We start from the raw sequence: 26670 nt of genomic DNA on the forward strand, positions 1-26670 counted from the left end.
TTCTTAGCGCACCTTGAATCGTTGCACCGTTTGCGAGAGCTGGCTGGACATCGATTCAAGCTGGCTGATGGAATCAACCATATTGCGCACGGCCACCGAGTTTTCTTCGGCCATCTGGGCGATCTGCTCCACATTGACGGCAATATCGCGTGCCGCCATTCTTTGCTCCTGCACTTGCTCGGAAATACCGAAGACCGATTCAACCACATTGCTGCTGCTGGCATTGATCTTGCCAATGCTGTCGCTGGCCTGATTCGCCAGATTCAGTCCTTCGCCAACCCGGCGGCTGCCATTGCTCATGCGAACTACAGCATCCTGGGCGCTACCCTGTATCGAACTCACCATCGCGGTAATTTGCGATGCCGACTGGGCGGTTCGCTCGGCCAGTTTGCGCACTTCATCGGCCACCACGGCAAAGCCGCGCCCCATATCACCAGCACGTGCAGCTTCAATCGCCGCATTCAACGCCAGCAAATTGGTCTGGTCGGCCACGTCCTTGATGACGACGACAATGCTGCCGATTTCTTCAATATTGCGTCCCAGCTCGGTAATTTGCTGTGCCGCGCTATTCACTTCACCGGAAATGGCCTGCATTTCCCTTACCGCAGCACCCACATCGCCACTGCCAACCTGTGCCAGTTGGCCTGCATCACGCGCTTTTTGCTCGACATCAACCGAATTGTGCGCCACCTGATCCATGCTGACGCTCATTTCTTCAACGGCTGCGGCCATATTGCTCGCCGCCGACGATTGCGAATCGGTTCCGCTATGAATCTGCTGCGATGCATGGCTTAGGGTACGGGCAGCGTTGGCGACATCGTGCGAGTTATCACGAATCTGGCCGATAATCTGCGTCAGGTTTTCCTGCATCTTTTTCAGCGATGACAGCAGCAGACCGATTTCATCCTTGCCAATAGTCTGCCCGCGCCAATCGTGGGTCAAATCTCCGGCGGCAATTTTCTCTGCCACATTGCTGGCGGCAAGCAGCGAGCGAATCACCTGATTGGCAATCAGCAAAGCCAGTGCCAGACCCGTAATAATGGCCAGCACGGCCACGATGGAAATCACGCTCAGCGCCGCAGTCGTTCCGCTGGCCACCTGCTGTTTGCCGTCTTCCATCACCGAGCCCTGATGGCGAACCAGCTTGAGCACAGCGTCACGGTAGGCATTACTCACCGGGGCGTAGATATTATTGATAAAAGTAGCGCCGGTGGTGCGATCAAGCTGGAACTGGCTGACCAGAGTCACTTTCTGTTTGGCAATCGCCTCATGGACACGCCCCACTTCGTCCATCAGCGCTTTCGATTGCGCGTCCATTGGCATGGCTTTGAGCCTAGTCAGCAGCGCATTTTCACGCTGCAATTGCTCGTCGAGCTTTTTCAGCTCGGTATCCATGCCTTCGTAATCTTCGGCCAGGGCGGCATTACGGAACAGCAAATCGGTTTCATACGCCACCATCACCAACTCATTGGCTGCGACGGCGGCGGGATAACGCTCGCCAACCAGCTCGCCAATCTTGCTTTTGATGGTGCCCAAACTCATCAAAGCGGCGAGTGTAACTACTAGCAGCAAGACCAAAACCAGGCCAAATCCTGCCATTAACCGAGCCTTTACACCCCAAGTCTTCATCGCTTTACCCGCTCCCCGGCGTTAAAAATCACCAATCCTTACAATGATAGGTGGCTTATACTGCAAAGCAAGAAGTATACTCTAAATCAGACATCACTAATATTGGGGCGCATCAATGTCGGACAATATCCGCAAATTTGCTTTTGATGAAATTGGACACGATGACTTAACGCAAGAGCGGCTACTGATCCGCCAGTATAATCAGTTGGGATACGATCAAAGCGAAGAAAAAGCGGCGTTGCTCAAACAGATTTTTGCCCAAGCCGATGAAGTGACGATCAACGGGCCACTCAAGATTGTTCGTGGTCAGCTGATCAGCATAGGCCGTAAGGCGTTTATCAATGTTAATGTTGAAATCGCGGCCGCAGCGCCGATTAGTATTGGTCACCACACCTTGATCAGCCCGAATGTGCAAATTCAGACCGCCACCCACCCGGTAGACCCTACCGAGCGCCAGCAATGGGCATTCTGGGCCAAACCGATCACGATTGGCGCCAATGTCTGGATCGGTGCCAATGCGATTATCTGTCCTGGCGTAACGATAGGCGACCATAGCGTCATTGGCGCAGGCAGCGTAGTGAGCCGCGATATTCCTGCGTGCTCGCTGGCTGTTGGCAACCCAGCACAGGTCGTACGTCAATTGACACCACCCGATGAGGCGACGCTTTACGCCAAAAACCCCTAACCATGTTTGCTACTTTAAAAAGCCTGTTCAATAGAACCGCTCCGCCTCCCGGAGCCGACCCCGAGCTGGTCGACGCCCTCACCGAGATCGCCAGCCCGACCATCAAGCTGGCGCGCAAATACCAAAGCCGCCTCTCGCCCTATGTACGCTGGGCGCAGGATCATGCTGAGCGCTTTACGACCGAATGGCCGGAGCCGCTGGCGCTCGATGTATCGAGCTGGCGACAGGAGCGTATCTTGCAACTGCTGTTTGCCACCCCTTCTCGAATGGGTGAGCTGATCGGGCAAAATACGCTGCTGCAAAACTGGTTCGCCCAGAACCCCTTTATCGACACCTGCTACATTATTTTTACTGCGGATTCGCGGCAAAAAATGCGCTATGGCATGGTCGAAGAAGGCGGGCAGATCAGGCAGGATGTACCGCAGCAGGTTTTGCAATTTAGCAATTATCGTGTCAACGCCACTGCCGATTCGCTCACCAGCCTGCTCGCCTCCGGCCCGCGCCGGATTCTGGAGCTGGTGGCCATGCAAGCCAGCCTACGCATTGCAACGCTGGAGCAGGATAAAGCGCGGCTTGACGCCGAATTGCTCAATGCCCGCACCATGCTGCGGATGGCACAGGCGCACACACCCGAATATACCCATCAGCAAAGCCGCATCAATTCGCTCACCGGGCAGCTGCAACAATGTAACGAAGCGCGCAGCCCCGATGCCTTGTGCGAATTATTCATTACCGAGCTGGCCGCCACGCCCGACATCCTGACGCTGGAAAAGCAAAGCTTGCTGGTGGATTCAATGGGCATTATTGCCAGCGGTCTGGGGGATGAGCAGGCGATGGCAATCAGCGAACTGGTCCTGCAACGCAGCGAGCCCATCCGCAAGCTACTGATGGTGCTGCAAGTGCCGCGCAGCCTGATGCAAACCCCGTGCGCGCCCAGCACCTTTACCGGCGAAGCCCGGTTTTAATTTCAACTTACCCACAGGACTCCACCATGAACAGATGGATTTTGCTCGCCACCAGCCTGCTCAGTTCGCTGGCGCTGGCGCAAACCGCTTACAACGTCACTTTCCGCTGTGGCAGTGGTGATATTTTTCAGGTTCGCAGTCTTGGTCAGGATCAGATTCAAGTGCAGCGCGGTCTGTATCAGCCGGTGCACGGCCTGACGCGCATGACGCTCACCCAGCTTGTCAGCGCTTCGGGCAGCAAATACAGCAATGGCGACTATACCGTGTGGATCAAGGGTGATCAGGCCATGCTGCTGCAAGGCGAAACTCCGCTGGCAAGGGATTGCACCGCCAGCCGTGATAGCGAGCCACTGACGCCGGTGCGCGATGCGTCTAGCGGCATCGTTTTCGTGCCCCCAGAGCGCTGGCTGGCTCTGGATGTCAAACTCACGGCGCAGGCTGGCCGCGATATTGACCCGGCCATTCAGCACGATGGCTACGCGGCCACACATCAGCTCGAATACCGGTTTCAAACTGAAAACGGCGCCAACGCGCGCTTACTCAATCTGCTGGTTTTCCCCGCCAGCCAGCGGCCAGTAGGTAAACTCCCGGCCAATACCCTGCTACTGGGCACGGATAGCCAGCGTACTTATTTCGCCCAATTGGGGGCAGATCATCCGTTCGAACCGGGCAGCGCAGCGGCGCAGCAATTTGCCGCGTTACGTCTCACTAGCGAAGAGCTGACCCAGAGCTTTTCGATGTACGGCGTTGTCGTCAATCAGGCCGTAGAAACCGTGTCGGTGAACGTGCACTGGCTTGATCGTGCGCTGCGCCCAGGCAGCGAACAGGTGCTTGAGCTGCGTAATCTGGATAGCGCCAAGGCCGGCGAAGTCATCGCCCGGCATAGCCAGATTCTGGAAAAAGGCACGTCCAAAGCAGTGGTATTGCGCTTTGATCCAGCGGCCATCAACCCCCAACACCGCTATCTGGTCAGCGCCAAATTGCGGCAAAACGGCCGCACCATCATGAGCAGCGAAGCCCGCCCGGTGCTGACCCATGGCCATGGCCGCACGGCAACGCTGATCCTTAATTAAGCAAGGGTATAGCCCTGTAGAACATGCAATGAAATAGCTACAGAGCAATACCCAAGGCACATTCAAACAAATTATTTGCAGGCAAATCGCAGCGGTGCGCAGGCAACAGCGCCGTTGCGATCATCTTGATCTTCACCTCGGCTGGCCTACTCACGCCCTCCTCTCTGGAGCGGAAAAGCCCGCTCCGCACCGCCTCTTCAGCATCTCCGTTTCGCAATATTGACTTGAATCATAAGCTCATGATTCGTGCGGGATAGTCCGAATGTCAGATTGCCGGGCGTCAGACTACGATTCACCTGTCCCATCAATGTAAGAGTGTCAGTCACTCCTGTGGAGAAATACTATGACCCAGAAAATGCGTCGCGTCGTCATCGCCAGTGCCATTGCACTGATCAGCGGCACCGCCAGTGCAGCCGGTACTTTGATTTATTGCTCGGAAGGCAGCCCGTCCGGTTTTGATCCGGCGCGCCATGTCACCGGCACCGATTTTGATGCCTCAGCCGAAACCATTTTCAACCGTCTGGTCGAGTTTTCTCCCGGCTCGACACAGATTCGTCCCGGTCTGGCCGAAAAATGGACCGTCAGCGCCGATAATCTGAGCTACACCTTCACACTGCGCAAAGGCGTGAAATTTCACACCACGCCGTATTTCAAGCCAACACGCGACTTTAACGCCGATGACGTCGTGTTCTCGTTTAAGCGCTTTACCGACAAGAATTTCGCATTTAATAAAGCCGCACCGACCGATTTCCCCTACGCGTCCGATATGGCGCTGGACACCAATCTAATCGGGATTGAAAAAGTAGACCCGTACACCGTGCGCCTGAAACTGAAAACAGTTGACGCCGCTTTCCTGCAAAATCTGGCGATGTCATTTGCCTCGATCCATTCGGCCGAATACGCCGAGAGCCTGCTCAAAGCGGGCAAAGCGCAGCAGATCAACACCCAGCCTATCGGCACTGGCCCCTTTGTTTTCAAGTCTTACCAGAAAGACGCCAATATCCGCTACGACGCGAACAAGGAATACTGGCGCAAGGGTGATGTGAAGCTCGACAAGCTGATTTTCGCCATCACCACCGACGCCTCAGTGCGCTATCAGAAGCTGCAAAAAGGCGAATGCCATGTAATGGCCTACCCGAAACCGGCCGATCTGAAAGCCATGCAAACCAATCCCAAACTCGTTGTACCGAGCCAGGCAGGCTTTAATACGGGCTGGCTAAGCTATAACGTGACGCGCAAGCCATTCGACAAGCTGGAAGTTCGCCAGGCGCTCGATATGGCGATCAATAAAAAATCAATCATCGACGCCGTTTTCCAAGGTGCTGGGCAGGTTGCGACCAACCCGATGCCACCCACCCAGTGGTCTTACAATAAAAACCTGAAAGATGCGCCACTCGATCTGGCCAAGGCCAAAGCGCTGCTGAAAAAAGCCGGTGTGAGTGAGGGTACCGAAGTAACTCTGTGGGCGATGCCGGTGCAACGCCCGTACAACCCGAACGCCAAGCTGATGGCCGAAATGATCCAGAACGACTGGTCGAAAATCGGCATCAAGGCCAAGATTGTCACTTACGAATGGGGCGAGTACATCAAGCGCGCCAAAGCGGGCGAAGCCGATACGCTGCTGATCGGCTGGACCGGCGACAATGGCGATCCTGATAACTGGCTGGGCGTGAATCTGGGCTGCGAAGCGGTCGGCGGCAACAACTACGCGCGCTGGTGCAATAAGGAATTTGATGATCTGATCACCACCGGCCGCGCCACCACCAATCAGGCCGAACGCGTGAAGCTGTATGAAAAAGCCCAGCTGATTTTCAAACGCGAGCTGCCATGGACCACACTGGCGCACTCGACAGTGTATCAGCCTATGCGCAAGGAAGTGCAAGGCTTCAAGATCAGCCCGTTTGGTCTGAACTCCTTCTACGGTGTGAGCCTGAAATAAGGCCATTCGCGCCGGGGTCTACTTGCAACCCCGGTGCGGCGGAGTGCCGCGTGGCGCTCCGTATACACCTGTGAGTATCAAGCTGTAAGCGTTATCAGATCAGGGCTATATTGATATACCCTGCAAGCCCACCACCGGGCTGCGATTTTTCCAAACAAGTAGCTAGGCTGCTTTCTGCACACCAGAGCCCGCACTGACGCCCCGCGCATCAGGTGCGCCCACGCCAGCCGCGCAGAGACGCCACTGCTTGCCAACCCGCTGCGAAATGCCGCGCATTTTGCTGGGAGAGTCAGCATGTTTAGTTTCATTTTACGCCGCATCGCGGTCGTCATTCCGACCTTTATCGGCGTGACCCTGCTCGCTTTTGCGCTGATCCACATGATTCCGGGTGATCCGATTCTGGTGATGATGGGCGAGCGCCAGATCGACCCCGAGTTTTATCGCGCCGCCATGCAGCGCCTCGGGCTGGATCAGCCGCTGTATGTGCAATACGGGCACTATGTGCTCAATGTGCTGCAGGGCAATTTCGGCCAGTCAATTGTGACGCAAGAGCCGGTGCTGAGCGAATTTCTAAAATTATTCCCGGCCACGGTTGAATTGTCGCTATGCGCGATGATGTTTGCCTGTGCCATCGGCCTGCCCGCAGGCATGCTGGCAGCAACGCGCCGCGGCACAGTGATTGATCACGTGACGATGGGCGGTGCGCTCACCGGCTACTCGATGCCGATTTTCTGGTGGGGGCTGATCCTGATCATGCTGTTCTCGGTACATCTGGGCTGGACACCGGTGTCGGGCCGGATCGCGCTGGAATACGACATCAATCCGGTCACCGGCTTTATGCTGATCGACACGCTGATTTCCGGTGAAGAAGGTGCTTTCAAATCGGCGCTGCATCATCTGGTGCTGCCCGCCGTGGTATTGGGAACGATACCGATGGCCGTGATTGCCCGGATGACGCGCTCGGCCATGCTGGAAGTGCTGCGTGAAGACTATATCCGTACTGCCCGCGCCAAAGGCCTGGGGCGTACGCGCATCGTGATCGTGCACGCCTTGCGCAATGCGCTAATGCCCGTCGTCACCGTCATCGGCCTACAAGTGGGCACGCTGCTCGCCGGCGCGGTGCTCACCGAAACCATTTTCTCCTGGCCCGGCATTGGCAAATGGCTGATTGATTCGATTTCCCGCCGTGATTATCCCGTCGTACAGGGCGGTATTCTACTGATCGCCACCCTGGTGATTTCCGTCAACCTGCTGGTGGACATCCTCTACGGAGTGATTAACCCACGCATCCGCCACGCGAGGTAAGTATGAGCACACCTATCCAAACAACACTGAACGATAGCGGTGGCGCACTAAGCTACCCTTCACCTTTAAAAGAATTCTGGCAGTCATTTAGCGCCAATCTTGGCGCGCTGATTGCGCTGATTTTCTTCGGCCTGCTGGTCATTGCCGCGCTGTTTGCGCCGTGGCTGGCACCGCATTCGCCGATCGAACAATACCGCGATGCCTTGCTCACACCGCCAGTCTGGGTGAACGGTGGCAGCTGGCTGCATATCATGGGCACCGACGAGCTGGGGCGCGATATTTTGTCGCGGCTGATGCACGGCGCGCGCCTGAGCCTGATGATCGGCGTGGTCTCGGTTGCGCTATCCATGCTGCCCGGCATTGTGCTGGGTCTGCTGGCGGCGTTTTATCCGAAGATGCTCGGCAACGGCATTATGCGTTTGATGGACATTATGCTGGCGCTGCCCTCCTTGCTGCTCGCGGTCGCCGTCGTGGCCGTGCTGGGACCGGGTCTGCTGAACACCATGCTGGCCATTGCGATTGTGTCTTTGCCATCTTACGTTCGCCTGGCTCGCGCTTCGGCAATGACCGAGCTGAATAAAGATTATGTCGTCGCCAGCCGGCTAGCCGGTGCGGGCAAATTGCGTCTGATGTTTAACACCGTGCTGCCCAATTGCATGGCACCGCTGATCGTGCAAGGCACGCTGGGTTTCTCATCGGCGATTCTTGACGCTGCGGCGCTGGGTTTCTTGGGGCTGGGTGCACAGCCGCCACTACCCGAGTGGGGCACCATGCTCGCGTCGGCGCGTGATTACATCGATAGCGCATGGTGGGTAGTCACCATGCCCGGCGTCACCATCTTGCTGACGGTCGTTGCGCTCAATCTCTTGGGCGATGGTTTGCGCGATGCGCTGGACCCGAAACTGAAGAAACTGGCATAAGGGGCAGAGCATGAGTTTATTAGATATTCGCAATCTCAATGTGAGCTTTGGCAGCACAGCGCAGCCGTTTCACGCCGTTTCCGGCCTTGATCTGACGGTAAACCGTGGCGAAATCGTCGGCATCGTCGGCGAATCGGGTTCAGGCAAATCGGTGACGATGCTGGCGATGATGGGGCTGGTCGACGCGCCCGGTCGCGTCACTGCCGATGCGCTGCAGTTTAACGGCCAGGATTTGCTCGGCATGAAAGCGGCGCAAAAACGCAAAATCATCGGCAAAGACATTGCGATGATTTTTCAGGATGCGCTCACCAGCCTGAACCCGGCGTATACCGTGGGCTTTCAGCTGATGGAAACGCTCAAGCTGCATACCCCGCTACGCGGCGCGGCATTACGGCGCCGGGCGCTGGAATTGCTCGAACAGGTTGAAATCCCTGACGCCAAATCACGGCTGGAAGCCTATCCGCACCAACTCTCGGGCGGGATGAGCCAGCGCGTGATGATCGCGATGGCGATTGCCTGCGAGCCCAAACTGCTGATCGCGGACGAGCCAACCACCGCGCTCGACGTCACGGTACAGGCGCAAATCATGGAGCTACTGGTTAATCTGCAGAAGCAGAATGAGATGGCGCTGATTCTGATTACCCACGATCTGGCCGTCGTCGCCGAAGTGGCGCAACGCATGGTGGTGATGTACGCCGGTGAAGTCGTTGAAAGCAGCGCCACCGATGCACTGTTTGCTACGCCGCGCCACCCGTATACCCAGGCGCTACTCGCCTCGATTCCCGAGCACAGCAAGGGCGCGCGCCGCCTATCAACGCTGGCCGGTGTGGTCCCCGGCCAATACGATAGGCCACAAGGCTGTTTGCTCAGCCCGCGTTGCCCTTACGTGACCGATACCTGTCGCAGCACCAAGCCTGCCTTATTACCCCTGATGGGTACTAGCGTGCGCTGCTTGACTCCATTGGACTCCAGCGGGATACCCACCCATGAATAATCAAAGTACACCTAATACCATTCTGGAAGCCAAGGGGCTGTCGCGGCACTACAGCGTTAGCCGTGGATTTCTGCAAGGCCATGCCACGGTCAAGGCGCTGAACGATGTGTCGTTCCAGCTGGCCGCAGGCAAGACGCTAGCCGTCGTCGGCGAATCGGGTTGTGGAAAATCAACGCTGGCCCGCCAGCTCACCTTGATCGAAGAGCCCAGCTCGGGCCATCTGGTGATTGACGGTGTGGACATTGCCAACGCCGATGCCGCCGCGCTCAAAGCCTTGCGCCCCAAGGTGCAGATGGTTTTTCAAAATCCATTCGCCAGCCTGAATCCGCGTAAACAGATCGGCAGCATGCTGGCCGAACCTTTGCTGCTCAACACCCGGCTCAACGCCAGCGAGCGCGAGCAGCGTGTGCGCGAGATGCTCAACATCGTCGGGCTGCGCCCCGAGCACTACCACCGCTACCCGCATATGTTTTCCGGCGGCCAGCGCCAGCGGATTGCGATTGCCCGCGCCATGATGCTCAAACCCGCAGTGCTCGTCGCCGACGAACCAACCTCGGCGCTCGATGTGTCAATTCAGGCGCAGATTCTGAATCTGTTTATGGATCTGCAGGACGAGCTGGGCACGGCGTATGTGTTTGTCAGCCACAATCTGGCGGTGGTCGAGCATATTGCTGACGATGTGATGGTGATGTATTTCGGTAGTACCGTTGAATACGGCGACAAGAAAACCATTTTCGAGCAGCCCTTGCATCCGTATACGCGCGCGCTGATGTCGGCAACCCCGGCGATCCGGCAGGAAGACCGCCGCGCCAAAATGAAGCTCACTGGCGAGCTGCCATCGCCACTGAATCCGCCCACTGGCTGCGCCTTTAGCACCCGCTGCCCCTACGCCGACTCGCGTTGCCGGGCCGAAGTGCCGCCATTACGCCCACTAGCCAATCGCATGATTGCCTGCCATCACATCGAGAACATTGCGCGCTGATCCAGCGCGGGACGGGTGACGCCATCGCGTTCCCCGTCCCTGCCCGCCCATCTGGCCATTTTTGCATCGCAACAAATTTTGTACTGGGCGCAGACATTAACTATGCTGGTGTATCGACTTTTCAGAATTGAAAATCATGTCCATTCTGCAATATGCCAATAAAACACCGGAACAGCTGCATGATGAGCGCTTGAGCATGTTGATCGACATTGCCAAGGAGCTTGAGAATGAAGTGATTTTCCCGACCTGTTTTGACGCCTCGGTCCAAATCAGCACGGTAATGAAGAGTAAAACCGCGTCCGTTCAACGGATTGTGCACGAGATCCAGAAAGACCCGCTGATTACGGCCAAATTGCTCAAGCTGGCCAATTCGGTGGTGTATAACCCGATGGGTAATATGGTCTTGGATCTGGGGTCGGCACTCGCCCGCCTTGGCATGGAAACCGCGCGTTCGACCGCGCTAGCTTGCGCGATGCAGCAACTGGTCAGATCGCGTGAATTAAGTGCCTTTGACGATACAGCCAACTGGTTCTGGATCCACAGCCTGAAAACGGCGATGATCGCCCGTGTGATCGCCCGGCGTCTGACCCGTGTTAACCCCGAAATTGCCATGCTGGCCGGGCTGGTGCACGATCTGGGCGCATTTTTCATGCTCGACCGCGCCGGACGCTATCCCGAATTATCCGAGCGCCCAAAAACCGTCGAATACCTAGTTGCACAATGGCATGAAAGTGTTGGCACCATCTTGCTCGACTCGCTGGGCTTACCTGAAGAAGTGGTTGCCGCAGTAAATGAAATCGACCAGCCACGCCCCTTTATTGATACCCCGCGCAATCTGAGTGAAGTGATCTACGTCGCCAATCTGTTTGCTGGTGGCTTTGCCGAGATGCAAAAACTGGACCTGCCCGATTTGCACGAGCCCAAGGAACTAAGCCACGCCAAATACACCGATTTGTGCAGTGAAATGGATGAAGCCTGCCAGGAGATGATCAGCATGTTTTAAAGCCTTAGCAGGGCAAAAACGTAATGATCAATCAGCAAGGCCAGAAACAGATACGCCAGATACGCGATTGAACAGCGGAACAAGCGACGGGCATCCTCGTCAGCGTCGCTGCGATACACCCGCCACGCCCCCAGCAAAAACCAGCCATTCAGACCCAGACTCGCCAACAGATAAACCCCGCCTGAAAACCCGATGGCCACGGGCAATAATGTCGTGGCGGCCATAATCCAGCTATATAGCCAGATGGCCAGCCGGGTAAAAGCCCGGCCATGCGTCACGGGCAGCATGGGCAAGCCCGCCTTGCGATAATCCTCCATCCGGTACAGCGCCAGTGCCCAGAAATGCGGTGGCGTCCAGGCGTAGATCATCAGAAACAGCGACGCCGCAATGGCTGATACTTCCCCGGTCATCGCCGCCCAGCCCAGAATGGGCGGCATGGCACCGGCAGCACCGCCGATCACGATATTCTGCGGGCTGGCTGGTTTTAACCAGCGGGTATAGACCACGGCATAAGCAATAAAGGTAGCTAGCGTTAAATACAGGGTAAGGGTATTTACAAATTGCCCCAGCAGAAATGCCCCGCTAGCCGTGAGCAACAAAGCATACGCCGCTGCCCACTGCCAGCTAATTGCACCTCGCGGCAAAGGCCGTAAATGGGTGCGCAGCATCAGCGCATCCCGTTCAATTTCAAATAGGCAATTGGCGCAAGCTGCACCGCTGGCAATCAGAGCGATGCCAAGAATGGCCGCCAGCATCACCCCGGGGCGAAACTGGCTGGTGCTGGCGAGTAACATGCCGATCCAGGCGCAGAAAACGATTAGTGCAACAACACGCGGCTTGCCCAGCCGGAACAAGGCCAGCCCCAACTGCGGTGTATCCAGCTCTGAAACAGCCATTTTCGCCCCCTTGCTGCAGATGCAGATGCGATGCAAACCAAAAATTTAAACTCAGGCTATGCCGGATTCACTGGCCAAGCGGCTCAGCGCTGGCACGACCGCCGCGCGAAACTGCGGCCGATACCGGGCAAAGCCAAACAGCAGTATCGCCAATAACAAAGCCGCACCACTGTGATGAGCCAAAGCCAGCCAGAGCGGCAATCCCAGCAGGACATTGGCGATACCCAAGCCCACTTGCAGCAGCAAGGCAAACAGAATCAGCAGGGCATAGCGCGCACTCAATGGCCATAGACGGTAGCTCAGCAGCAACAGCGTGACCGAAACCAATAATGCCCCCAGCCGGTGCAACCAGTGGATGGCGGCCAGATGATGCGTCATCAGGGGCAGACCGTCGGCGCTGACACCCAGCGCACGGTCTGGCCGCAAGGCTTCCAGCAAGCCTTCGCTCACAATCCAGCGCCCCTGACACTGCGGAAATCCGTCACAAGCCAGCGCGGCATAGTTGGTCGAGACCCAGCCCCCCAACACAATCTGTAGAACAACCAGCACAATGGCCAGCAACCACAAAGGGCGCAGCGTTGCCGGCCACGACCAGCCGGGCATGGCCCGGGCCGCCAGACACAATAAGTACATCAGAATCAGCATGCCGCCGATCAGGTGGGCAGTCACCACCACGGGCATCAGCTTCAGCGTTACCGTCCACATGCCAAAAGCCCCCTGCACCAGCACCAGCACCAGCGGCAGCAAAGCTGGCCAAACGGATTGGCCATGCTGCCTGCGTTCACGCGCCAGCCGCAAGCTCAAGGCCAGCACCAACAAGCCCAGCCCACCGGCGACATAGCGGTGAATCATTTCTTTCCAGCCCTTGGCAATATCAACCGGCATGCCAAAGCGGTTTTCGGCATGCAGCAGCTCGTGATGTTCATCCGGCACAGTCAGATGCCCATAACAGCCCGGCCAGTCGGGGCAACCCAGCCCGGCATCTTCCAGCCGGACATAGGCCCCCAGTGTCATCAGCACGGCAGTCCAGGCGATACACAGTAACAAAAGGGAACGGCTGAATTGATTCATTTAAAGCCCCGGATTGTTTTTCAGCACCCGACCGATTTCGCGCAGCGCAGCCTGCCGTCCGTCCGCCTCGGCCAGCTGCATCGGCGTATAGCGTAAGACCGCGTTGCCGTGGGGATCTATCAGATAAATACCGCTTTGCATCGATGGCGGCAAAGACGGGCAGGCGGCCACTCTAATCCGCTCTTGCACCCGTCCTTGCGCCTTTTGTAGCTGGCCAGCCCACTGCGCCAACTCATGGCTTTGGGTTCCACATCCGTCCTGGGAGTACGCCAGCAGTTGCCACACCGGCGGCATCGCCGGTTCAAGCAAGGGCTGAGCCAGTAATTGACCAAAACTGCTCCCGCCTTGCGGCCTGGCCCATTGCCACGCCAGTTGAGCCAGCAGAATAGGCAAAATACACATACCCAGTATTGCCAGCAAAATCATCCTGTTTCTATATTTCAGCGTCATACCCCCATACCTCCCTGTTGATAACGCCGGAACAGTCGGCTCCCGATCCCGGCCAGCAAAAACCAGCTGACCGCATAGGCCAGATGCCGCTCAACGCCAAAGGGGCGCTCGGCCGCCAGCGGGCTCAAGCCTGGTGCCGATTCGCGGGCAAGCACATAGGCCGCAGGAAAAGGCAGATAGGCCCAGGCGGCAAAGCGCCCCGGGTCCAGATTCTGAAAAACCCGCCCTTGCACAGGCGCTGCACCCAGCTCGATATAACGCGGCCAGGGCTGCACCACCACTTGTGGCATGCCTTTGGCCGCAGGCGGCTGCGCCGGTTCATTCGCTGGCCACCAGCCACGATTAACCATCAGAATCGTGCCATCTTTCAGTAGAAACGGCGTGATGATGTGATAGCCGACGCGGCCCGCCTGAGTGCGATGATCAAGCCAGATTTCGTGCTGGCCAAGCCAGCGCCCCTGCAGCTGAACATGCCGCCAGACTGGCGGTACGCCCTGCTCCCAGCTTAATTGGGGCAAGGCCTGTACCCGCGCAATCTCGTCGAGTAGCCTATGCTTGTCGTAAGCGCGCCAAAGCTGCCAGACGCCCAGACACAGGGTTAGCGCAATCAGCGAGAGCAAAATGACTGCACCGCGTGAATGACGGGAACGTCCATCGTCCCGGTGCTGTCCTGCAGGCAGATGTGGAGAATCCGGTATGAAAATTGTGGTCATTGTGCTCCTCCTTGCCATCTTGCTTTTGCTCGGGCAGGCCTTGCTGCGTTTGATTCGCGGTGCATCCGAGCCCATGTGGCAGATGCTTGCCTGGCGCGCAGGACTATCGATAGCGCTGTTTGTCTTGCTACTGCTTAGCCGCTATTTCATCCAGTAGCGTCATTCAATCGCAGGTGTACTTAATCAATTTATAGTGAGGTTTTTAGTGCGTTCGGCACCAGACTTAGGCGAGGCTGACATGCATCATCGGGCTTATGAGCGGTGAATGCCCTACAGGCAGTAGACCAGCACAAACAGCAGCAGCCACACCACGTCGACAAAGTGCCAATACCACGCGGCAGCTTCAAAACCGAAATGCTGCATGGGTGTGAAATGCCCACGTTGCACGCGCAGCCACATGGTGATCAAAATCAGCGTCCCCACCAGTACATGCATGCCATGAAAGCCGGTCAGCAGATAAAAAGTCGCACCATAAGCACCGGACGCCAGTGTAAGATTCAGTGCGGTCCAGGCGTGGTGATACTCATACGCCTGTAGTCCCAGAAACAGCACGCCCAGTGCAATGGTAGCGGCCAATCCCCGGCTTAATACCCGGCGTTTCTGCTGCAGCAAGCCCCAGTGCGCCCAGGTGAGTGTAGCTCCCGACGTCAGCAACAGCGCCGTGTTGATCGCTGGCAAGCCCAAAGGGTGCATGGCGGCATAATCGGCCGCTTTCGGGCCGGTTTCCAGCGGCCAGCCAGCCTGAAAAGCGGGCCAGAGCAGCCTTTGCGTATCACCAGCCAACCCCAGCTCAGGCACTGAAATGACGCGGGTATAAAACAGGGCCCCAAAAAACGCGGCAAAGAACATCACCTCGGAAAAGATGAACCAGCTCATCCCCCAGCGGAACGAGTAATCAACCTGCTGCCCATATTGTCCGGCTTCGGATTCGCGAACCACATCGCCAAACCAGCCTGTTAGCATCCAGAACAGAATGGCAAACCCGGCCAGCAAGGCCCAATTGCCCAGCACAACCTGATTGATTGACAAGGCCGCCCCTAGCCCCAGCAGAAACAAGGCTGCCGAGCCGACAATCGGCCAGCGCGACGGTGGCGGCACATAGTAATGCGCGTCATGAATTCCGTTTTCGACATTCATACTTCACCTCCGAGTTCAGCCCAGACCTGCTCTGCTCACCAGATACTGCACTACGCCATAAACCAGCAAAGCCAGCAGCAGCGCGCACAACAACCCGGCCACAATCAACTGCGCCGGCTTGAGTTGCCGCCTAGCCTGCTCGCGGCTGCGCACCCCAAAAAATGCCGCCAGAACCGCGCGCATACTATCCCACACGGCTTAGCCCGCCCCGGCGACAGCACCGCGTTGCAGGCTATATGACAGGGTGGCAGCGCCCATTTCTAGCGGTAACTGCTCGGCAATCAGTAGCACCACCGTCACTTCACGCGTTTCGCGTGCCTGCAAAGTCAAAGCGTCAAAACAGAAACACTCCAGCTTTTGCAGCAAACCTGCCGCGCGTACCGGCGCAAAGCTGGGCACCGCCCGCACCGTGAGCGCTTGGTCACTGTCATTGCGCAGCACAAAACGGGATTTGAGCAAGCCACCCGCCTGCGCGGTCACCACGCCATCGAGTGCCTGCATCACCACGGGCAGGCCGGGCGCGATATTCACGTCAAATTCGACTCGGATCGACGCACCGGGGCGGGTGAGGCTGGCATCGGCGCGATCTATTCCCAACCATTGGCAGAACGCGGCATAAAACGGCGACAAGGCGTAGCCAAAACCGAACATCAGCAAGGCCAGCAGGCCAAGTTTGACGGCCAGTACCTGATTTTTGCGTTGCACAGTGCTTGAGGTCATGACATACCCACCCATGTAATGAGCTGCAGAGCAATATTTATCTAGCCTTTAGCTCAATACCCATAACTGCCTGATAATAGCCAGGCAGAAAAACAGCAGCGCCAGCGCAGTGAGCTTAAGTGCTGTCTTGATGTTCGAATTCATGCTTTTTCCTCCACAGCCTGCGCAATCAGGCCGCGCCTGACCGTTTCGATATCTGGTGGGCTTTCCCAGGTGTGATGCGGCGCGGGCGAGGCGACTTCCCACTCCAGTGTATTGCCGCCTTCCCATGGAGAGGCAGGCGCGGGCCCTACTCCACCACGAATGGTGTGAATCACATTATAAAAAAACAGTAATTGCCCCAGACCAAAGCAGAATGCCCCCACGCTGGCTACCGTATTGAAATCGGTAAATTGCAAGGCGTAATCCGGAATACGCCGTGGCATACCGGCCAGCCCCAGAAAGTGCATTGGAAAGAAGGTGACGTTAAACCAGACCATCGACCACCAGAAATGCAGCTTGCCACGGCCTTCGTGATACATGAAACCAGTCCATTTCGGCAGCCAGTAATACACCGCAGCAAACAGGCTAAACAACGCCCCAGCGACTAGTACGTAGTGAAAATGCGCCACCACATAATACGTATCGTGCATTTGCGTATCGACCGGCGCGATTGACAACACCAGCCCGGAAAAACCGCCAACGGTAAACAGGCAAACAAAACCGATCGCAAACAACATCGGCGTTTCAAAAGTCAGACTGCCCTGCCACATGGTGGCGATCCAGTTAAATACTTTGACCCCGGTTGGTACGGCAATCAGCATGGTCAGAAACATGAAAAACAGCTGCGCCGTCGCAGGCATGCCGACAGAAAACATATGATGCCCCCAGACCATAAACGACAGTATGGCAATCGAGCAGGTGGCATACACCATCGAGACATAACCAAATAGCGGTTTGCGGGCAAAGGTGGGAATAATCTGGCTAACAATCCCGAACGCGGGCAGAGCCATGATGTAGACCTCGGGGTGGCCGAAAAACCAGAAAATATGCTGGAACAACACCGGATCACCACCACCAGCGGCGTTAAAGAAATGGGTGCCAAAATGCCGGTCGGTCAGCAGCATGGTCACCGCTCCGGCCAACACGGGTGCTACAGCAATCAGCAGATACGCGGTCACCAGCGATGTCCAGGCAAACAAGGGCATTTTCAACAGAGTCATGCCCGGCGCACGCATATTCAGAATGGTGGTAATGATATTGATCGAGCCCATAATCGAGCTCAGACCCAGCAGGTGAATACTGAAAATAGCCAGATCCATTCCCATCCCGGCTTGCGCCGACAACGGCGGATACAAAGTCCAGCCACCGGCCGCTGCGCCACCGGGGACAAACAGCGAAATCAGCAGCAGTGCAGCCGCAGGCGGCAGCAGCCAGAAGCTCCAGTTATTCATCCGCGCAAACGCCATATCCGGAGCACCCAGCATCAGTGGCAACATCCAGTTGGCCAGGCCGGTGAATGCAGGCATGATCGCGCCAAACACCATGATAATGCCGTGCAAAGTCGTGAGCTGGTTGAAGAATTCGGGCTGCCAGAATTGCAATCCAGGCTGGAACAGCTCGGCACGGATGCCCAGCGCCATCACCCCGCCAGTAATGAACATGGCAAAGGCAAACCACAGATAGAGCGTGCCAATGTCTTTATGATTGGTGGCATATAGCCAACGAGCCCATCCAGCATGGTGTTCAGCGTGATGCCCCCCATGAGTATCAACTGTATCTGCCGCCTTGATCACTGTGCTCATTGACTCGCTCCTCGGGCTGCCCGAACTTCGGCAGGCAATACAAAGCCACTTTGATTGCCCCAGCTATTGCGCTCGTAGCTAATCACGGCGGCAATCTCGACATCGGACAGGCTGGCCCAGGCTGGCATCGCATTTTTGCCATTGAGCACCATCTGTACATGCCCGGCCTTATCGCCTGTAACCAGCTTAGAGCCCACCATGCTGGGGAAAGGCCCGCCGCCAGTGCCGTCCGCTTTGTGGCACGCGGCACAATTAGCTTCGTACACCTGCTTGCCGCGCGCCAGCAACTCGGGCTGAGTCCAGGTCTTGTTCGGGTCATCCTGCATGGCCTTGGCGCGAGCTTGTTGCTCGGCCACCCACTGCTTGAAGTCGGTCTGGCTGACTACTTTCACCACAATCGGCATAAAGGCGTGATCCTTGCCACACAGCTCGACACACTGCCCCCGGAAAGTGCCCAGTTTATCGGCGGTAAACCAGGTATCACGGATAAAGCCGGGAATTGCATCCTGCTTTACGCCAAAAGCGGGGACGCCCCAGCTATGAATCACATCATTGGCGGTCGTCAAAATGCGGATTTTCTGCCCAACCGGCACCACCACTTCATGATCAACTTCCAGCAAATAATGCTCACCCTTGGCCTGCCCTTCTCCGTGATGATTATCAATCTGGGCACGTGGCGTAGCCAGCTTGCTCTTGAAGCCAAAACCATAATCAAGATAATCGTAAGACCAGAACCACTGAAAACCAGTGGCCTTGATCGTCATGGCTGCACCCCGCGTGTCTCTCTGCGCCAGCACCACACTGGCGGCTGGCCAAGCCATGGCCAGCAAGATAATGGCGGGGATCAGGGTCCACAGAATCTCGATGGTGACGTTTTCGTGGAATGGCTTGGCCACATGCCCCAGTGATTTGCGGTGTCGCAAAATCGCATAAAACATAAAGCCGAATACCAGCACAAAGATCGCCAGAATCACCACCATCAGATAGCTGTGCAAACCTTCGATATTGAGTGCCATCTGGCTGGCTGGTGGCGTAAATGTCCAGAATTCACCTGCAGCCATCACAGGCATAGTGGCCACACTGGCGATGGCCATGCAGATGTTTCGGTGATGACGACAAGACAGGTTCATCGCTGCAATCTCCGCCCCTGCTGACAACCAGCAGCGCTTTTCTATAAGCTAGCAAAGTTTCCAGCTCTGGCAAGTTATTGATTTTTAGCCAATTTTTATTGCATCGCAACATGGCCGCCCGTCGGCTCGAACCAACATCCCGCGGCAATCCGGTCTAACAAGAATCATTACCGCCTTCTCAAAGCCATCTAGGGAGCATGATCATGGACCTGCATTTAAGCGAACTGGATCAACACTTCACGCTGCCCAAAACCCGCAAAGTCACCGCTGATCGCCCGCTGGCATGGCTGAAAATGGGGATGGCCGATTTGTTGCAACACCCCGGCCCGAGCTTGGCGTATGGACTCATCATCACTGCCGTGGGCTGGCTGATGCTGGGCATCGCCGATCCAAACGGCCACTTCTTTACCACACTGGTTACCGGTTTTTTGCTCTTATCGCCCTTGGCTGCGGCTGGCATTTACGAGCTGACCAGCGAACGGGAAGAAGGCCGTACGACCTCATTTATGCAATCGCTGCACGACGTGACCCGCAATCTGAGTCAGATTGCGTTTCTGGGTGTGATTCTGGGCATGGTGGCCATTGCATGGGAGCGGGTCTCGGCCATTTTGTTTGCATTGCTATACAACGGGCAAGTGCCAGCGGGCGCTTCAATCATCGAGGCGCTGACTGGCGAGTATCTCAATTTCACCCTGGTCTGGGGGGCGGCAGGCTTTTTATTGGCCTGCTTTGTTTTTGCGCTGACCGCCGTATCGATCCCGATGTTGGCAGATCGGGAAGTGGATAGTGTTACAGCCATGATGGCCAGCCTGCGTGCCGTAGCAGAGAACATCAGCACCATGGTGATTTGGGCAGCACTGATCGTTACCTTAACCGCAATTGGCTTTGCCACCTATCTGGTCGGCCTGATTGTGATCTTCCCGCTACTGGGACACGCAACGTGGTACGCCTACAAAGAGATGATTGAATAGTCGCAACCCCTGTTCAAACCATCTCCAAAAGCCAGACAGTGCACAGCGTGCCTTGTCTGGCTTTTGTCTTTATACAATTTACTTCACACCCACCATCGCCGTGGTGTTATTGCCTAGGCTAGTCGTTGGCAACTGGCCATTCCATTTCTCAATCCACAGCGTTTGGTTTTTCACTTGCGCGGCTTCCGCACCATATTTTTTGATCGCCTCTCCAACGACCTCTAGTGCTTTGGCATCACCCTCAGCTTCGGCGATTTTTGCTTCGGCCTTACCTTTGGCGACGGCTACCGCATTGGCGGCGTCGGCTTGGTTTTTGCGCAGCAAGGCCTCTGATTGCAGCGCCTCTTGCGTAGCCTGAATTTTGGCATTGATCGCGTTCTGGATATTGGGCGGCAGGCGCAATTCGTTTACAAACCCGAATTGCTCGACCACGATACCGTATTGATTCATTTCCTGATTAATTTTGGCGCGGACTTGCTCAGCCAGCCGGATTTTACCGCCCGCCAACAGGCCTTCGGCATCGTAGGCTGTACCATAATTATTCAGCGCATTGCGAATGGCATTGCGGATAATCTGGCTGGTGATTTCTTCATAACCGCGTTTATATTTCTGGTACAGCACAGGCGCTTTGCTTGAATCAATGCTGTAAGAAATACTGATATCCGCATTAATCACCACACCAGAAGCCACCTGGAAATTCATTGATTCATCACCAGCGCCACTTTCGTCGCGCTGCTGCGTCGAGGTATAGGTTTGCGTAAAAGTAGGAAATTCGACCACGCTGGTGCCAACCCCGATGATGTGCCAGCCACTGGACAAAGGCACAGGCTCAACGCGGCCATCAATCCGGTTAAATTCGACGCCGACGTGATTGGCAGCAACCGACGCAACAAAAAAATGCACCAGAATACCGATTGCAATCGCCAGCAAAACCCCAAGCACCACCCTGATATCTCTCAGAAAAAACATTTTCACCCTCTCTGCCTGTTCAATTGTTATGTGCGCTGCACGGTTTTCGTCAAAATTGTCGACCAAGACCGCAGCAGCACTTACAAGATTAAATCAGACAAAGACGGATTAAAATTCGGTTTAATCGAAGTAATCGTCAGGTTTTTCAATCAGATTATCGCGAAAACGATCTGACTCGGGCAGTATCAACCCATGCAAAATCAATTATTCCTTATTGCACTTATTTGTTTAATCAGCCATCGCATATACTCGCGGGAAACACATCACAGCCCCTCGAACCCAAGCACTTTATCCTTCACTTAGAAACTGTTAATCAGAGTAAAAGAGACAACTTTCGATTGCCCATTCTTATCTGTTGCCGAAAAACTAAGCGGAAAATCAAGGCCGGAAGTATCACTCACAAGGCCAGAAATGACCCCGGTCGATGAATTGAAATTCAGGCCAGCGGGCAGAGAGCCGCTCAAGCTGTAATTCAAGATCGGATCACCATCGGTTGGCGTTACGAAATTGGACAAATTGAGCGAGAAGGTGCCAAAGTTATAAAATTGATCCGAGATAGAACCAACAACTGGAGGTGTGCCGGGTGCGGGTATAATTGTCAACACAAAATTGTCACTATTTGAAGCACCATCCTTGTCAGCGGCACTAAAACTGAGTGTAGTCGTCCCTGCCGCTATCGGCGTGCCACTCAGTATCCCTGTTCCGCTATTGAAAACCAGACCCGATGGCACAGCACCACTTAGGATATAGCTCGTGATTGCATCACCATTTGTAGCGGCCACAAAACCGCCGAGATTGAGCGAGAACGCCGAACCTACTTGTCCGGTCTGATCGGGAATATTTGCCACCACTGGCGGTACGGGAGCAGGGCCGATTGTCAGTACAAAGCTATCACTATTTGATACTCCATCCTTATCCGAAGCACTAAAACTAAGTGCTACCGCCCCTGCCGCCATCGGCGTGCCGCTCAGTATCCCAGTACTGCTATTGAAATCCAAGCCAGATGGTAAAACGCCACTTAGGAAATAGTTTGTAATTGCATCACCATTTGTTGCGGTCACAAAACTGCCGAGATTCAGTGAAAACGAGGAAGCAACTTGTCCGGTCTGATCGGGAATATTTGCCACCACTGGCGGTACGGGAGCAGGGCCGATTGTCATTACAAAGCTATCACTATTTGATACTCCATCCTTATCCATCGCACTCAGGCTAAGAGTGGCAAAGCCAACAGCAGTTGGGGTGCCACTTAGCACCCCGCTATTACTATCGAAAACCAGACCAGATGGGAGTGCTCCACTTAGCATATAGCCGGTAATCGCATCACCATTACTTGTAGTGACAAAGTTGCTCAGATTCAATGATATTGCACGACCAACCAGGCCATTTTGATCCGGCACATTTCCTACAACAGGCGGCATCGCAGCCTGTGTTTGTGCTGTAGTCAGCGGAGAGGCTATCTGGCTATAGACCCCGGTCGATTTATTCAACGCTTCGGCGCGGGTCTGAGCTTGATAGACCGTATTAGCGTTTAATCCACTAAAGCTGCCGCTGGTATTGCGCCCGATCAGCTCACCTCTGGCTGAATACAGCAGATATTCAACATTACGCAAGCCATCAGGATCGGACAGGCGATTGCTGATGCTTAAACTGGCTGTCCCGGTTATATTCACCAATGGTGACTGCAATATTGGGGGTGTATCCGGCAGATTGGGTTTAGCAGTTACGCTGCGGATGATCAGCTGCTCTCCAGAGCTGGTCAGAGTCACCGTACACAGCTCAAAACTGGCGATGAATGTAGCAGGAGCAGAACCTCCCTGCAGATAAGGGCGCAAACCACGCGTATCGAAACGGATCACTTGTGGCGCGCTGGACGGATTGGTACTAATCAGACTCAGTGGCAAACTGGCCTCACTGCCCCCCATACGGCGATTAAATCGCAGCGGGCTGCCACAAACCAGATTACTGTTAGTCGTGACCACAATATCACCGGTTTGCCGGTCAAATGAGCTATTGTCATCCAGGCCGGATTTGCTAACTTCTGCCAGCAGCGTTGGGCTGGCCGTGTTATCCACCTGCACCGGCGTTGTGCTATGGGTCGCATACACGGGGATCTGGCGCGTTTGATCCATCAATTCGCGCGGGGTAAAGGCATCCGGGGTGTCGGTTTCAAAAGTAGTCATCGCGGGCGAGGCGCCAAAACGGTATTGCACGCCGACCCCGCATGCAAGCTGATTATCGCGGCTTGCGCGGTAGCGGCTACCATTACATTGAACAAATGCCGAAACCTGACGAACAATAGGGTAATAGAAACGAATGTTCGCGCCATAAGTATCACGGCTAATATTGCCATTCACATTGAGCATGCTACCGCCACCAGGCAGCCAATCCACCGCCAGGCTACTCGTCATACCGGTATTGACTTGGGTGCCACTACTTAAAATACGCTCAACCCGCTGAACACCTAGGCTCAGGCTAGTACGCAAAGTCGGATTGACTACACCGCTGAGCATAAGCCCGCCAGACCAGTCCCGATTACCCGACAGACGCCTCGGTTGCAGATATTGCCGATAAACATCATCCGTTTCTGCGGTTTGCAACACACTCCCCAGGTCTTTGGCCGGGGCCTTGCTGTAGCTGCCGTAGGCTCCCGTTTTAAAGCCAAACAGCTTGCCACTAATATCAATACCGAAAGTCGATTCGCGAGTCCACGCTTTGGTCAAAGAAGAACCAAAGTCATACTCCTGACGCGAATATAGGCCACGACCGGTTAAAACAATCAAACCTTGCTGACCAAATAATGGCAGTCCTGTCCGCATCAGCAATTCACGAAAATTCTGACCCAGCTGCAGACGGGAATAGACAGGATACTGCTCCCCCAAGAGCCCGGTTAATTCTCCGGTTGCGACAAAACCGAAGGGATCGGACTGGTTGGCAGAGAACTCGGCCTCAAAATTGCGTTCGGCAGGTGGTTCCGGCTCGACGGTGTCAGCAGCCTTCAGTACTGCTGGGAAAAAGCCTGCGCATAGCAGAGCGTACGACAGAGGAAATGCAAGGAATGATGTATTCATTGGGGTGCTCCACTGAAAAGCAGGCCGGTCAGAGACACAGTGCCATTGCTACGCAACGGCGGGCAGTCTCAATCATAGGCAAGAAACCGGGCTTTCATGGGCAAGTTACTAGAAAATTTTCTCCCTATTTAAACTCCATTTTTTCGGCACCCCACGCAAAGTCAGCCATCAGGCCAGTACAGCAGTACAGCCCGCGTTTTGTCTGTCTGAAGATATATTTTCAAAGCAACCCAAAGCACATATCAAACGACTTTGATCGTCTCCCCCAGCGCACTCACCACCATCCCGGCGCGGATTTTGGCGGTTTTTCGGGTTTCAATCTGGCCGTCGACTTGCACATCGCCGGCGGTGATCATCATTTTGGCAATGCCCCCGGATGGGGCTATTGATACGGCTTTCAGTAAATCGCACAGGGCGATATATTCGCTGCGGAGTTCAAAAACATGCTGAGTCATACTGTCTCCCTAGGGGTATGTTCATGTAGGTCAATAATTAATTGTGCTGGATGTATATACTATGGCTAGTATCTGACAGCCTTACGCCGCCATAAACCCCAAGCCTTGCCTAGCGATCAGTTGGGCTGTTTCATACAGCGGCAAGCCCATCACGCCGGTGTAGCTGCCATCCAGATGCGCGACAAACAGACCACCAACTCCCTGGATGCCATACGCGCCCGCCTTGTCCATTGGTTCGCCGCTGGCGACATAGGCCGCGATTTGCGCCTCACTCAAACTTGCAAACGTCACGCGGCTGATATTGAGCATCGTCTCAACGCCATCTTCGGTGCGCAGCGCCAGGCTGGTAAGCACTTCGTGCGTAGTGCCCGATAGCTTTTGCAACATCGCGGTTGCGTCGGTGGCATCGAGTGGTTTGCCTAAAATGTCATCACCCAACACCACCGATGTATCAGACGCCAACACTGGTTTAAGCGCCAAGCCCATGTCCAGCAAATGCCGCCAGCCCGATTCGGCTTTTTCAACCGCCATGCGAATCACATAATCGCGCGGGTTTTCCTTCGGCTGTGGCGTTTCATCAATTGGCGCGGCGATGCGCTCGAAAATCACACCTGTTTGTGCGAGGAGTTCTTTGCGGCGTGGGCTGCCGGAAGCCAGATAGAGTTGGGTCATAAAGAAGAGGCCAATTGAGCCAAAAAGAAAGTTGTAATCAGCCAGCAGGTGATGACGGTCTTATTGAACGGTGGTGGCTGTCTTTTCCACAGTTGCCATACGCCGCAAGCCAACAGATAAATCACGACGATCAATGCGTACAGTATCAGCGCCGCAAAACCGCGCTCCCCAAACTCAGCAAAAAGGGCAAAGAGTCCCAATAAAATCAGGGGGAGCGCATACCCCATCATGGCTTCCTTATTCGCGATGGTAAGGGTGGTTATTCAGGATCGACACCGCTCGGTACAATTGCTCGGCCAGCATCACGCGCACCATGCCGTGCGGCAGCGTCATGGCCGAGAGTTGCAACAATTGGTCGGCGCGTTGTTTGATTTTCGGGTCCAGCCCATCGGTGCCGCCGATGATAAATACGGTTTCACGAGCATCGACCTGCCATTGCTTCATGTTTTCAGCCAGCTTCATCGTCGTCCAGTTCGCGCCGCGCTCGTCCATGGCCAGCACGCGAGCGTCGTTGGGAATTGCAGCCAGAATCCGCTCGGCCTCCTCGGCCATCACCTGTTGCGGCGTACGTGCGCTGATGCGTTTATCGGGCTTGAGCTCGGTCAGCGTCAGCGCAAAATCGCGCGGCATACGCTTGGCAAACTCGTTGTAGCCTTCACTAATCCAGTCGGGCATTTTGTGGCCGACGGCGATGATATTCAGTTTCATAACACGATGTCTAAATACAGTAGTGCCGATGGTAACAGATTGCACCGACTGAAATAAAAACGGCTCACCACCTGGGTGAGCCACTATAGGTATACGGCTGCAGCCCAATTGGCCATTGGGCTGCATGGCAATACCTTTGTTGATGTAATTACTCGGTACGCCCGCTGGTGACGCGTTCGCGACTGATTTTCCATTTGCCGCCTTCTTGCACCAGCTCCAGCGTTTTCTGTACGGTGTCGCTGTAGTCTTTCGAGCTGTAGTGCTGCGTGAAGGTCACTTCGCCGCGATCCTTGCCGCTCATCTTGCAGCTTGGGTTGTCCAGTTTGAGCGTGATGCTGCCTTCCTTGCCGACGCGGGCGCGGCGTTTGGTTTCCCAGTCGGCGCGGGTGCGCCCGCCACTGGCTTCAAAGCTGGCGGCGTAGAGGGCCAGG

28 protein-coding genes are annotated in these 26670 nt (G+C 55.5%); 11 read left to right on the forward strand and 17 right to left on the reverse strand.

What is annotated here, in order from left to right; all coding sequences use genetic code 11:
- Positions 1-3: 3 nt before the first annotated feature.
- The gene (locus tag FLS37_RS13270) at positions 4-1629 is read right to left on the reverse strand and encodes a methyl-accepting chemotaxis protein (protein WP_157670452.1); all 1626 of its coding nucleotides are present in this window, start codon (positions 1627-1629) and stop codon (positions 4-6) included.
- A 115-nt stretch (positions 1630-1744) separates the two neighbouring features.
- Between FLS37_RS13270 and FLS37_RS13275 the strand changes: the two genes are divergently transcribed.
- The 9 genes from FLS37_RS13275 to FLS37_RS13315 all read left to right on the forward strand — a co-directional run bounded on the left by FLS37_RS13275 (position 1745) and on the right by FLS37_RS13315 (position 11495).
- Positions 1745-2314 (forward strand): sugar O-acetyltransferase, encoded by a 570-nt coding sequence (locus FLS37_RS13275; protein WP_157670453.1) that lies wholly within the window; start codon positions 1745-1747, stop codon positions 2312-2314.
- Between the two features lie 2 nt (positions 2315-2316).
- Positions 2317-3279, forward strand: coding sequence for a hypothetical protein (locus FLS37_RS13280; RefSeq protein ID WP_157670454.1), 963 nt, complete (start codon positions 2317-2319; stop codon positions 3277-3279).
- A 26-nt stretch (positions 3280-3305) separates the two neighbouring features.
- Complete coding sequence (locus FLS37_RS13285; protein ID WP_157670455.1) at positions 3306-4352, forward strand: YbaY family lipoprotein; 1047 nt, start codon at positions 3306-3308, stop codon at positions 4350-4352.
- A gap of 343 nt (positions 4353-4695) precedes the next feature.
- Complete coding sequence (locus FLS37_RS13290) at positions 4696-6291, forward strand: ABC transporter substrate-binding protein (RefSeq protein WP_198314629.1); 1596 nt, start codon at positions 4696-4698, stop codon at positions 6289-6291.
- A 294-nt stretch (positions 6292-6585) separates the two neighbouring features.
- The gene (locus tag FLS37_RS13295) at positions 6586-7596 is read left to right on the forward strand and encodes an ABC transporter permease subunit (RefSeq protein WP_157670456.1); all 1011 of its coding nucleotides are present in this window, start codon (positions 6586-6588) and stop codon (positions 7594-7596) included.
- A gap of 2 nt (positions 7597-7598) precedes the next feature.
- Positions 7599-8516 (forward strand): ABC transporter permease subunit, encoded by a 918-nt coding sequence (locus tag FLS37_RS13300; RefSeq protein WP_157670457.1) that lies wholly within the window; start codon positions 7599-7601, stop codon positions 8514-8516.
- Positions 8517-8526: 10 nt separating this feature from the next.
- The gene (locus FLS37_RS13305) at positions 8527-9510 is read left to right on the forward strand and encodes an oligopeptide/dipeptide ABC transporter ATP-binding protein (protein WP_157670458.1); all 984 of its coding nucleotides are present in this window, start codon (positions 8527-8529) and stop codon (positions 9508-9510) included.
- Positions 9503-10492 (forward strand): peptide ABC transporter ATP-binding protein, encoded by a 990-nt coding sequence (locus FLS37_RS13310; RefSeq protein WP_157670459.1) that lies wholly within the window; start codon positions 9503-9505, stop codon positions 10490-10492. Before FLS37_RS13305 ends, FLS37_RS13310 begins: the two co-directional genes overlap by 8 nt.
- A gap of 136 nt (positions 10493-10628) precedes the next feature.
- Complete coding sequence (locus FLS37_RS13315) at positions 10629-11495, forward strand: HDOD domain-containing protein (protein ID WP_157670460.1); 867 nt, start codon at positions 10629-10631, stop codon at positions 11493-11495.
- Here FLS37_RS13315 and cyoE read toward each other — a convergent pair.
- The 4 genes from cyoE to FLS37_RS13335 are packed head-to-tail and all read right to left on the reverse strand — an operon-like array spanning position 11492 to position 14625.
- Positions 11492-12391 carry a heme o synthase gene (cyoE, locus tag FLS37_RS13320; protein WP_157670461.1) on the reverse strand — a complete coding sequence of 300 codons (900 nt, stop codon included), beginning with the start codon at positions 12389-12391 and terminating at the stop codon, positions 11492-11494. The genes FLS37_RS13315 and cyoE overlap by 4 nt on opposite strands.
- 51 nt (positions 12392-12442) lie before the next feature.
- On the reverse strand, positions 12443-13462 hold the full coding sequence (locus FLS37_RS13325; protein ID WP_157670462.1) for a heme A synthase: 1020 nt from the start codon (positions 13460-13462) through the stop codon (positions 12443-12445).
- Complete coding sequence (locus FLS37_RS13330; RefSeq protein WP_157670463.1) at positions 13463-13912, reverse strand: hypothetical protein; 450 nt, start codon at positions 13910-13912, stop codon at positions 13463-13465.
- Positions 13909-14625, reverse strand: a complete 717-nt coding sequence (locus FLS37_RS13335; protein ID WP_157670464.1) for an SURF1 family protein — start codon at positions 14623-14625, stop codon at positions 13909-13911. Before FLS37_RS13335 ends, FLS37_RS13330 begins: the two co-directional genes overlap by 4 nt.
- Here FLS37_RS13335 and FLS37_RS13340 point away from each other — a divergent pair.
- The gene (locus tag FLS37_RS13340; protein ID WP_157670465.1) at positions 14609-14782 is read left to right on the forward strand and encodes a DUF2909 family protein; all 174 of its coding nucleotides are present in this window, start codon (positions 14609-14611) and stop codon (positions 14780-14782) included. The two genes, FLS37_RS13335 and FLS37_RS13340, sit on opposite strands and share 17 nt — an antisense overlap.
- A gap of 113 nt (positions 14783-14895) precedes the next feature.
- On the opposite strand, the gene FLS37_RS13345 is transcribed toward FLS37_RS13340, so the two are convergent.
- The 5 genes from FLS37_RS13345 to coxB all read right to left on the reverse strand — a co-directional run bounded on the left by FLS37_RS13345 (position 14896) and on the right by coxB (position 19360).
- Complete coding sequence (locus tag FLS37_RS13345; RefSeq protein ID WP_157670466.1) at positions 14896-15762, reverse strand: cytochrome c oxidase subunit 3; 867 nt, start codon at positions 15760-15762, stop codon at positions 14896-14898.
- A 15-nt stretch (positions 15763-15777) separates the two neighbouring features.
- Positions 15778-15945 (reverse strand): DUF2970 domain-containing protein, encoded by a 168-nt coding sequence (locus FLS37_RS13350; RefSeq protein ID WP_157670467.1) that lies wholly within the window; start codon positions 15943-15945, stop codon positions 15778-15780.
- A 15-nt stretch (positions 15946-15960) separates the two neighbouring features.
- On the reverse strand, positions 15961-16482 hold the full coding sequence (locus FLS37_RS13355; protein ID WP_157670468.1) for a cytochrome c oxidase assembly protein: 522 nt from the start codon (positions 16480-16482) through the stop codon (positions 15961-15963).
- A 140-nt stretch (positions 16483-16622) separates the two neighbouring features.
- Positions 16623-18266, reverse strand: a complete 1644-nt coding sequence (gene ctaD / locus FLS37_RS13360; RefSeq protein WP_157670469.1) for a cytochrome c oxidase subunit I — start codon at positions 18264-18266, stop codon at positions 16623-16625.
- A complete protein-coding gene (coxB, locus tag FLS37_RS13365) occupies positions 18263-19360 on the reverse strand; it encodes a cytochrome c oxidase subunit II (protein WP_232522602.1) in 1098 nt (365 codons plus the stop codon). Before coxB ends, ctaD begins: the two co-directional genes overlap by 4 nt.
- 239 nt (positions 19361-19599) lie before the next feature.
- On the opposite strand from coxB, the gene FLS37_RS13370 reads away from it, so the two are divergent.
- Positions 19600-20367, forward strand: a complete 768-nt coding sequence (locus FLS37_RS13370; protein WP_157670471.1) for a DUF2189 domain-containing protein — start codon at positions 19600-19602, stop codon at positions 20365-20367.
- A gap of 78 nt (positions 20368-20445) precedes the next feature.
- Here the strand turns inward: FLS37_RS13370 and FLS37_RS13375 are convergent, their stop codons facing one another.
- The 7 genes from FLS37_RS13375 to FLS37_RS13405 form a co-directional block, all read right to left on the reverse strand.
- Positions 20446-21336, reverse strand: a complete 891-nt coding sequence (locus FLS37_RS13375) for an SPFH domain-containing protein (RefSeq protein WP_157670472.1) — start codon at positions 21334-21336, stop codon at positions 20446-20448.
- Positions 21337-21635: 299 nt separating this feature from the next.
- Positions 21636-24404: a putative Ig domain-containing protein gene (locus FLS37_RS13380; RefSeq protein ID WP_157670473.1), complete on the reverse strand. Its 2769-nt coding sequence runs from the start codon at positions 24402-24404 to the stop codon at positions 21636-21638.
- Between the two features lie 242 nt (positions 24405-24646).
- The gene (locus FLS37_RS13385) at positions 24647-24859 is read right to left on the reverse strand and encodes an RNA-binding S4 domain-containing protein (protein ID WP_157670474.1); all 213 of its coding nucleotides are present in this window, start codon (positions 24857-24859) and stop codon (positions 24647-24649) included.
- 81 nt (positions 24860-24940) lie between these two features.
- On the reverse strand, positions 24941-25531 hold the full coding sequence (locus FLS37_RS13390) for a nucleoside triphosphate pyrophosphatase (RefSeq protein WP_157670475.1): 591 nt from the start codon (positions 25529-25531) through the stop codon (positions 24941-24943).
- On the reverse strand, positions 25528-25761 hold the full coding sequence (locus tag FLS37_RS13395) for a hypothetical protein (protein WP_157670476.1): 234 nt from the start codon (positions 25759-25761) through the stop codon (positions 25528-25530). Before FLS37_RS13395 ends, FLS37_RS13390 begins: the two co-directional genes overlap by 4 nt.
- A 7-nt stretch (positions 25762-25768) precedes the next feature.
- Entirely contained in the window at positions 25769-26239 is a 471-nt protein-coding gene (rlmH, locus tag FLS37_RS13400) for a 23S rRNA (pseudouridine(1915)-N(3))-methyltransferase RlmH (RefSeq protein WP_157670477.1), read from the reverse strand.
- A gap of 148 nt (positions 26240-26387) precedes the next feature.
- Positions 26388-26670, reverse strand: a 283-nt coding sequence (locus tag FLS37_RS13405; protein WP_198314420.1) for a hypothetical protein, incomplete at its 5' end; no start/stop codon positions are given.

Origin of the sequence: Chitinibacter sp. GC72 (assembly GCF_009760905.1) — a bacterium.
In the GTDB taxonomy this organism is placed as follows: Bacteria; Pseudomonadota; Gammaproteobacteria; order Burkholderiales; family Chitinibacteraceae; genus Chitinibacter.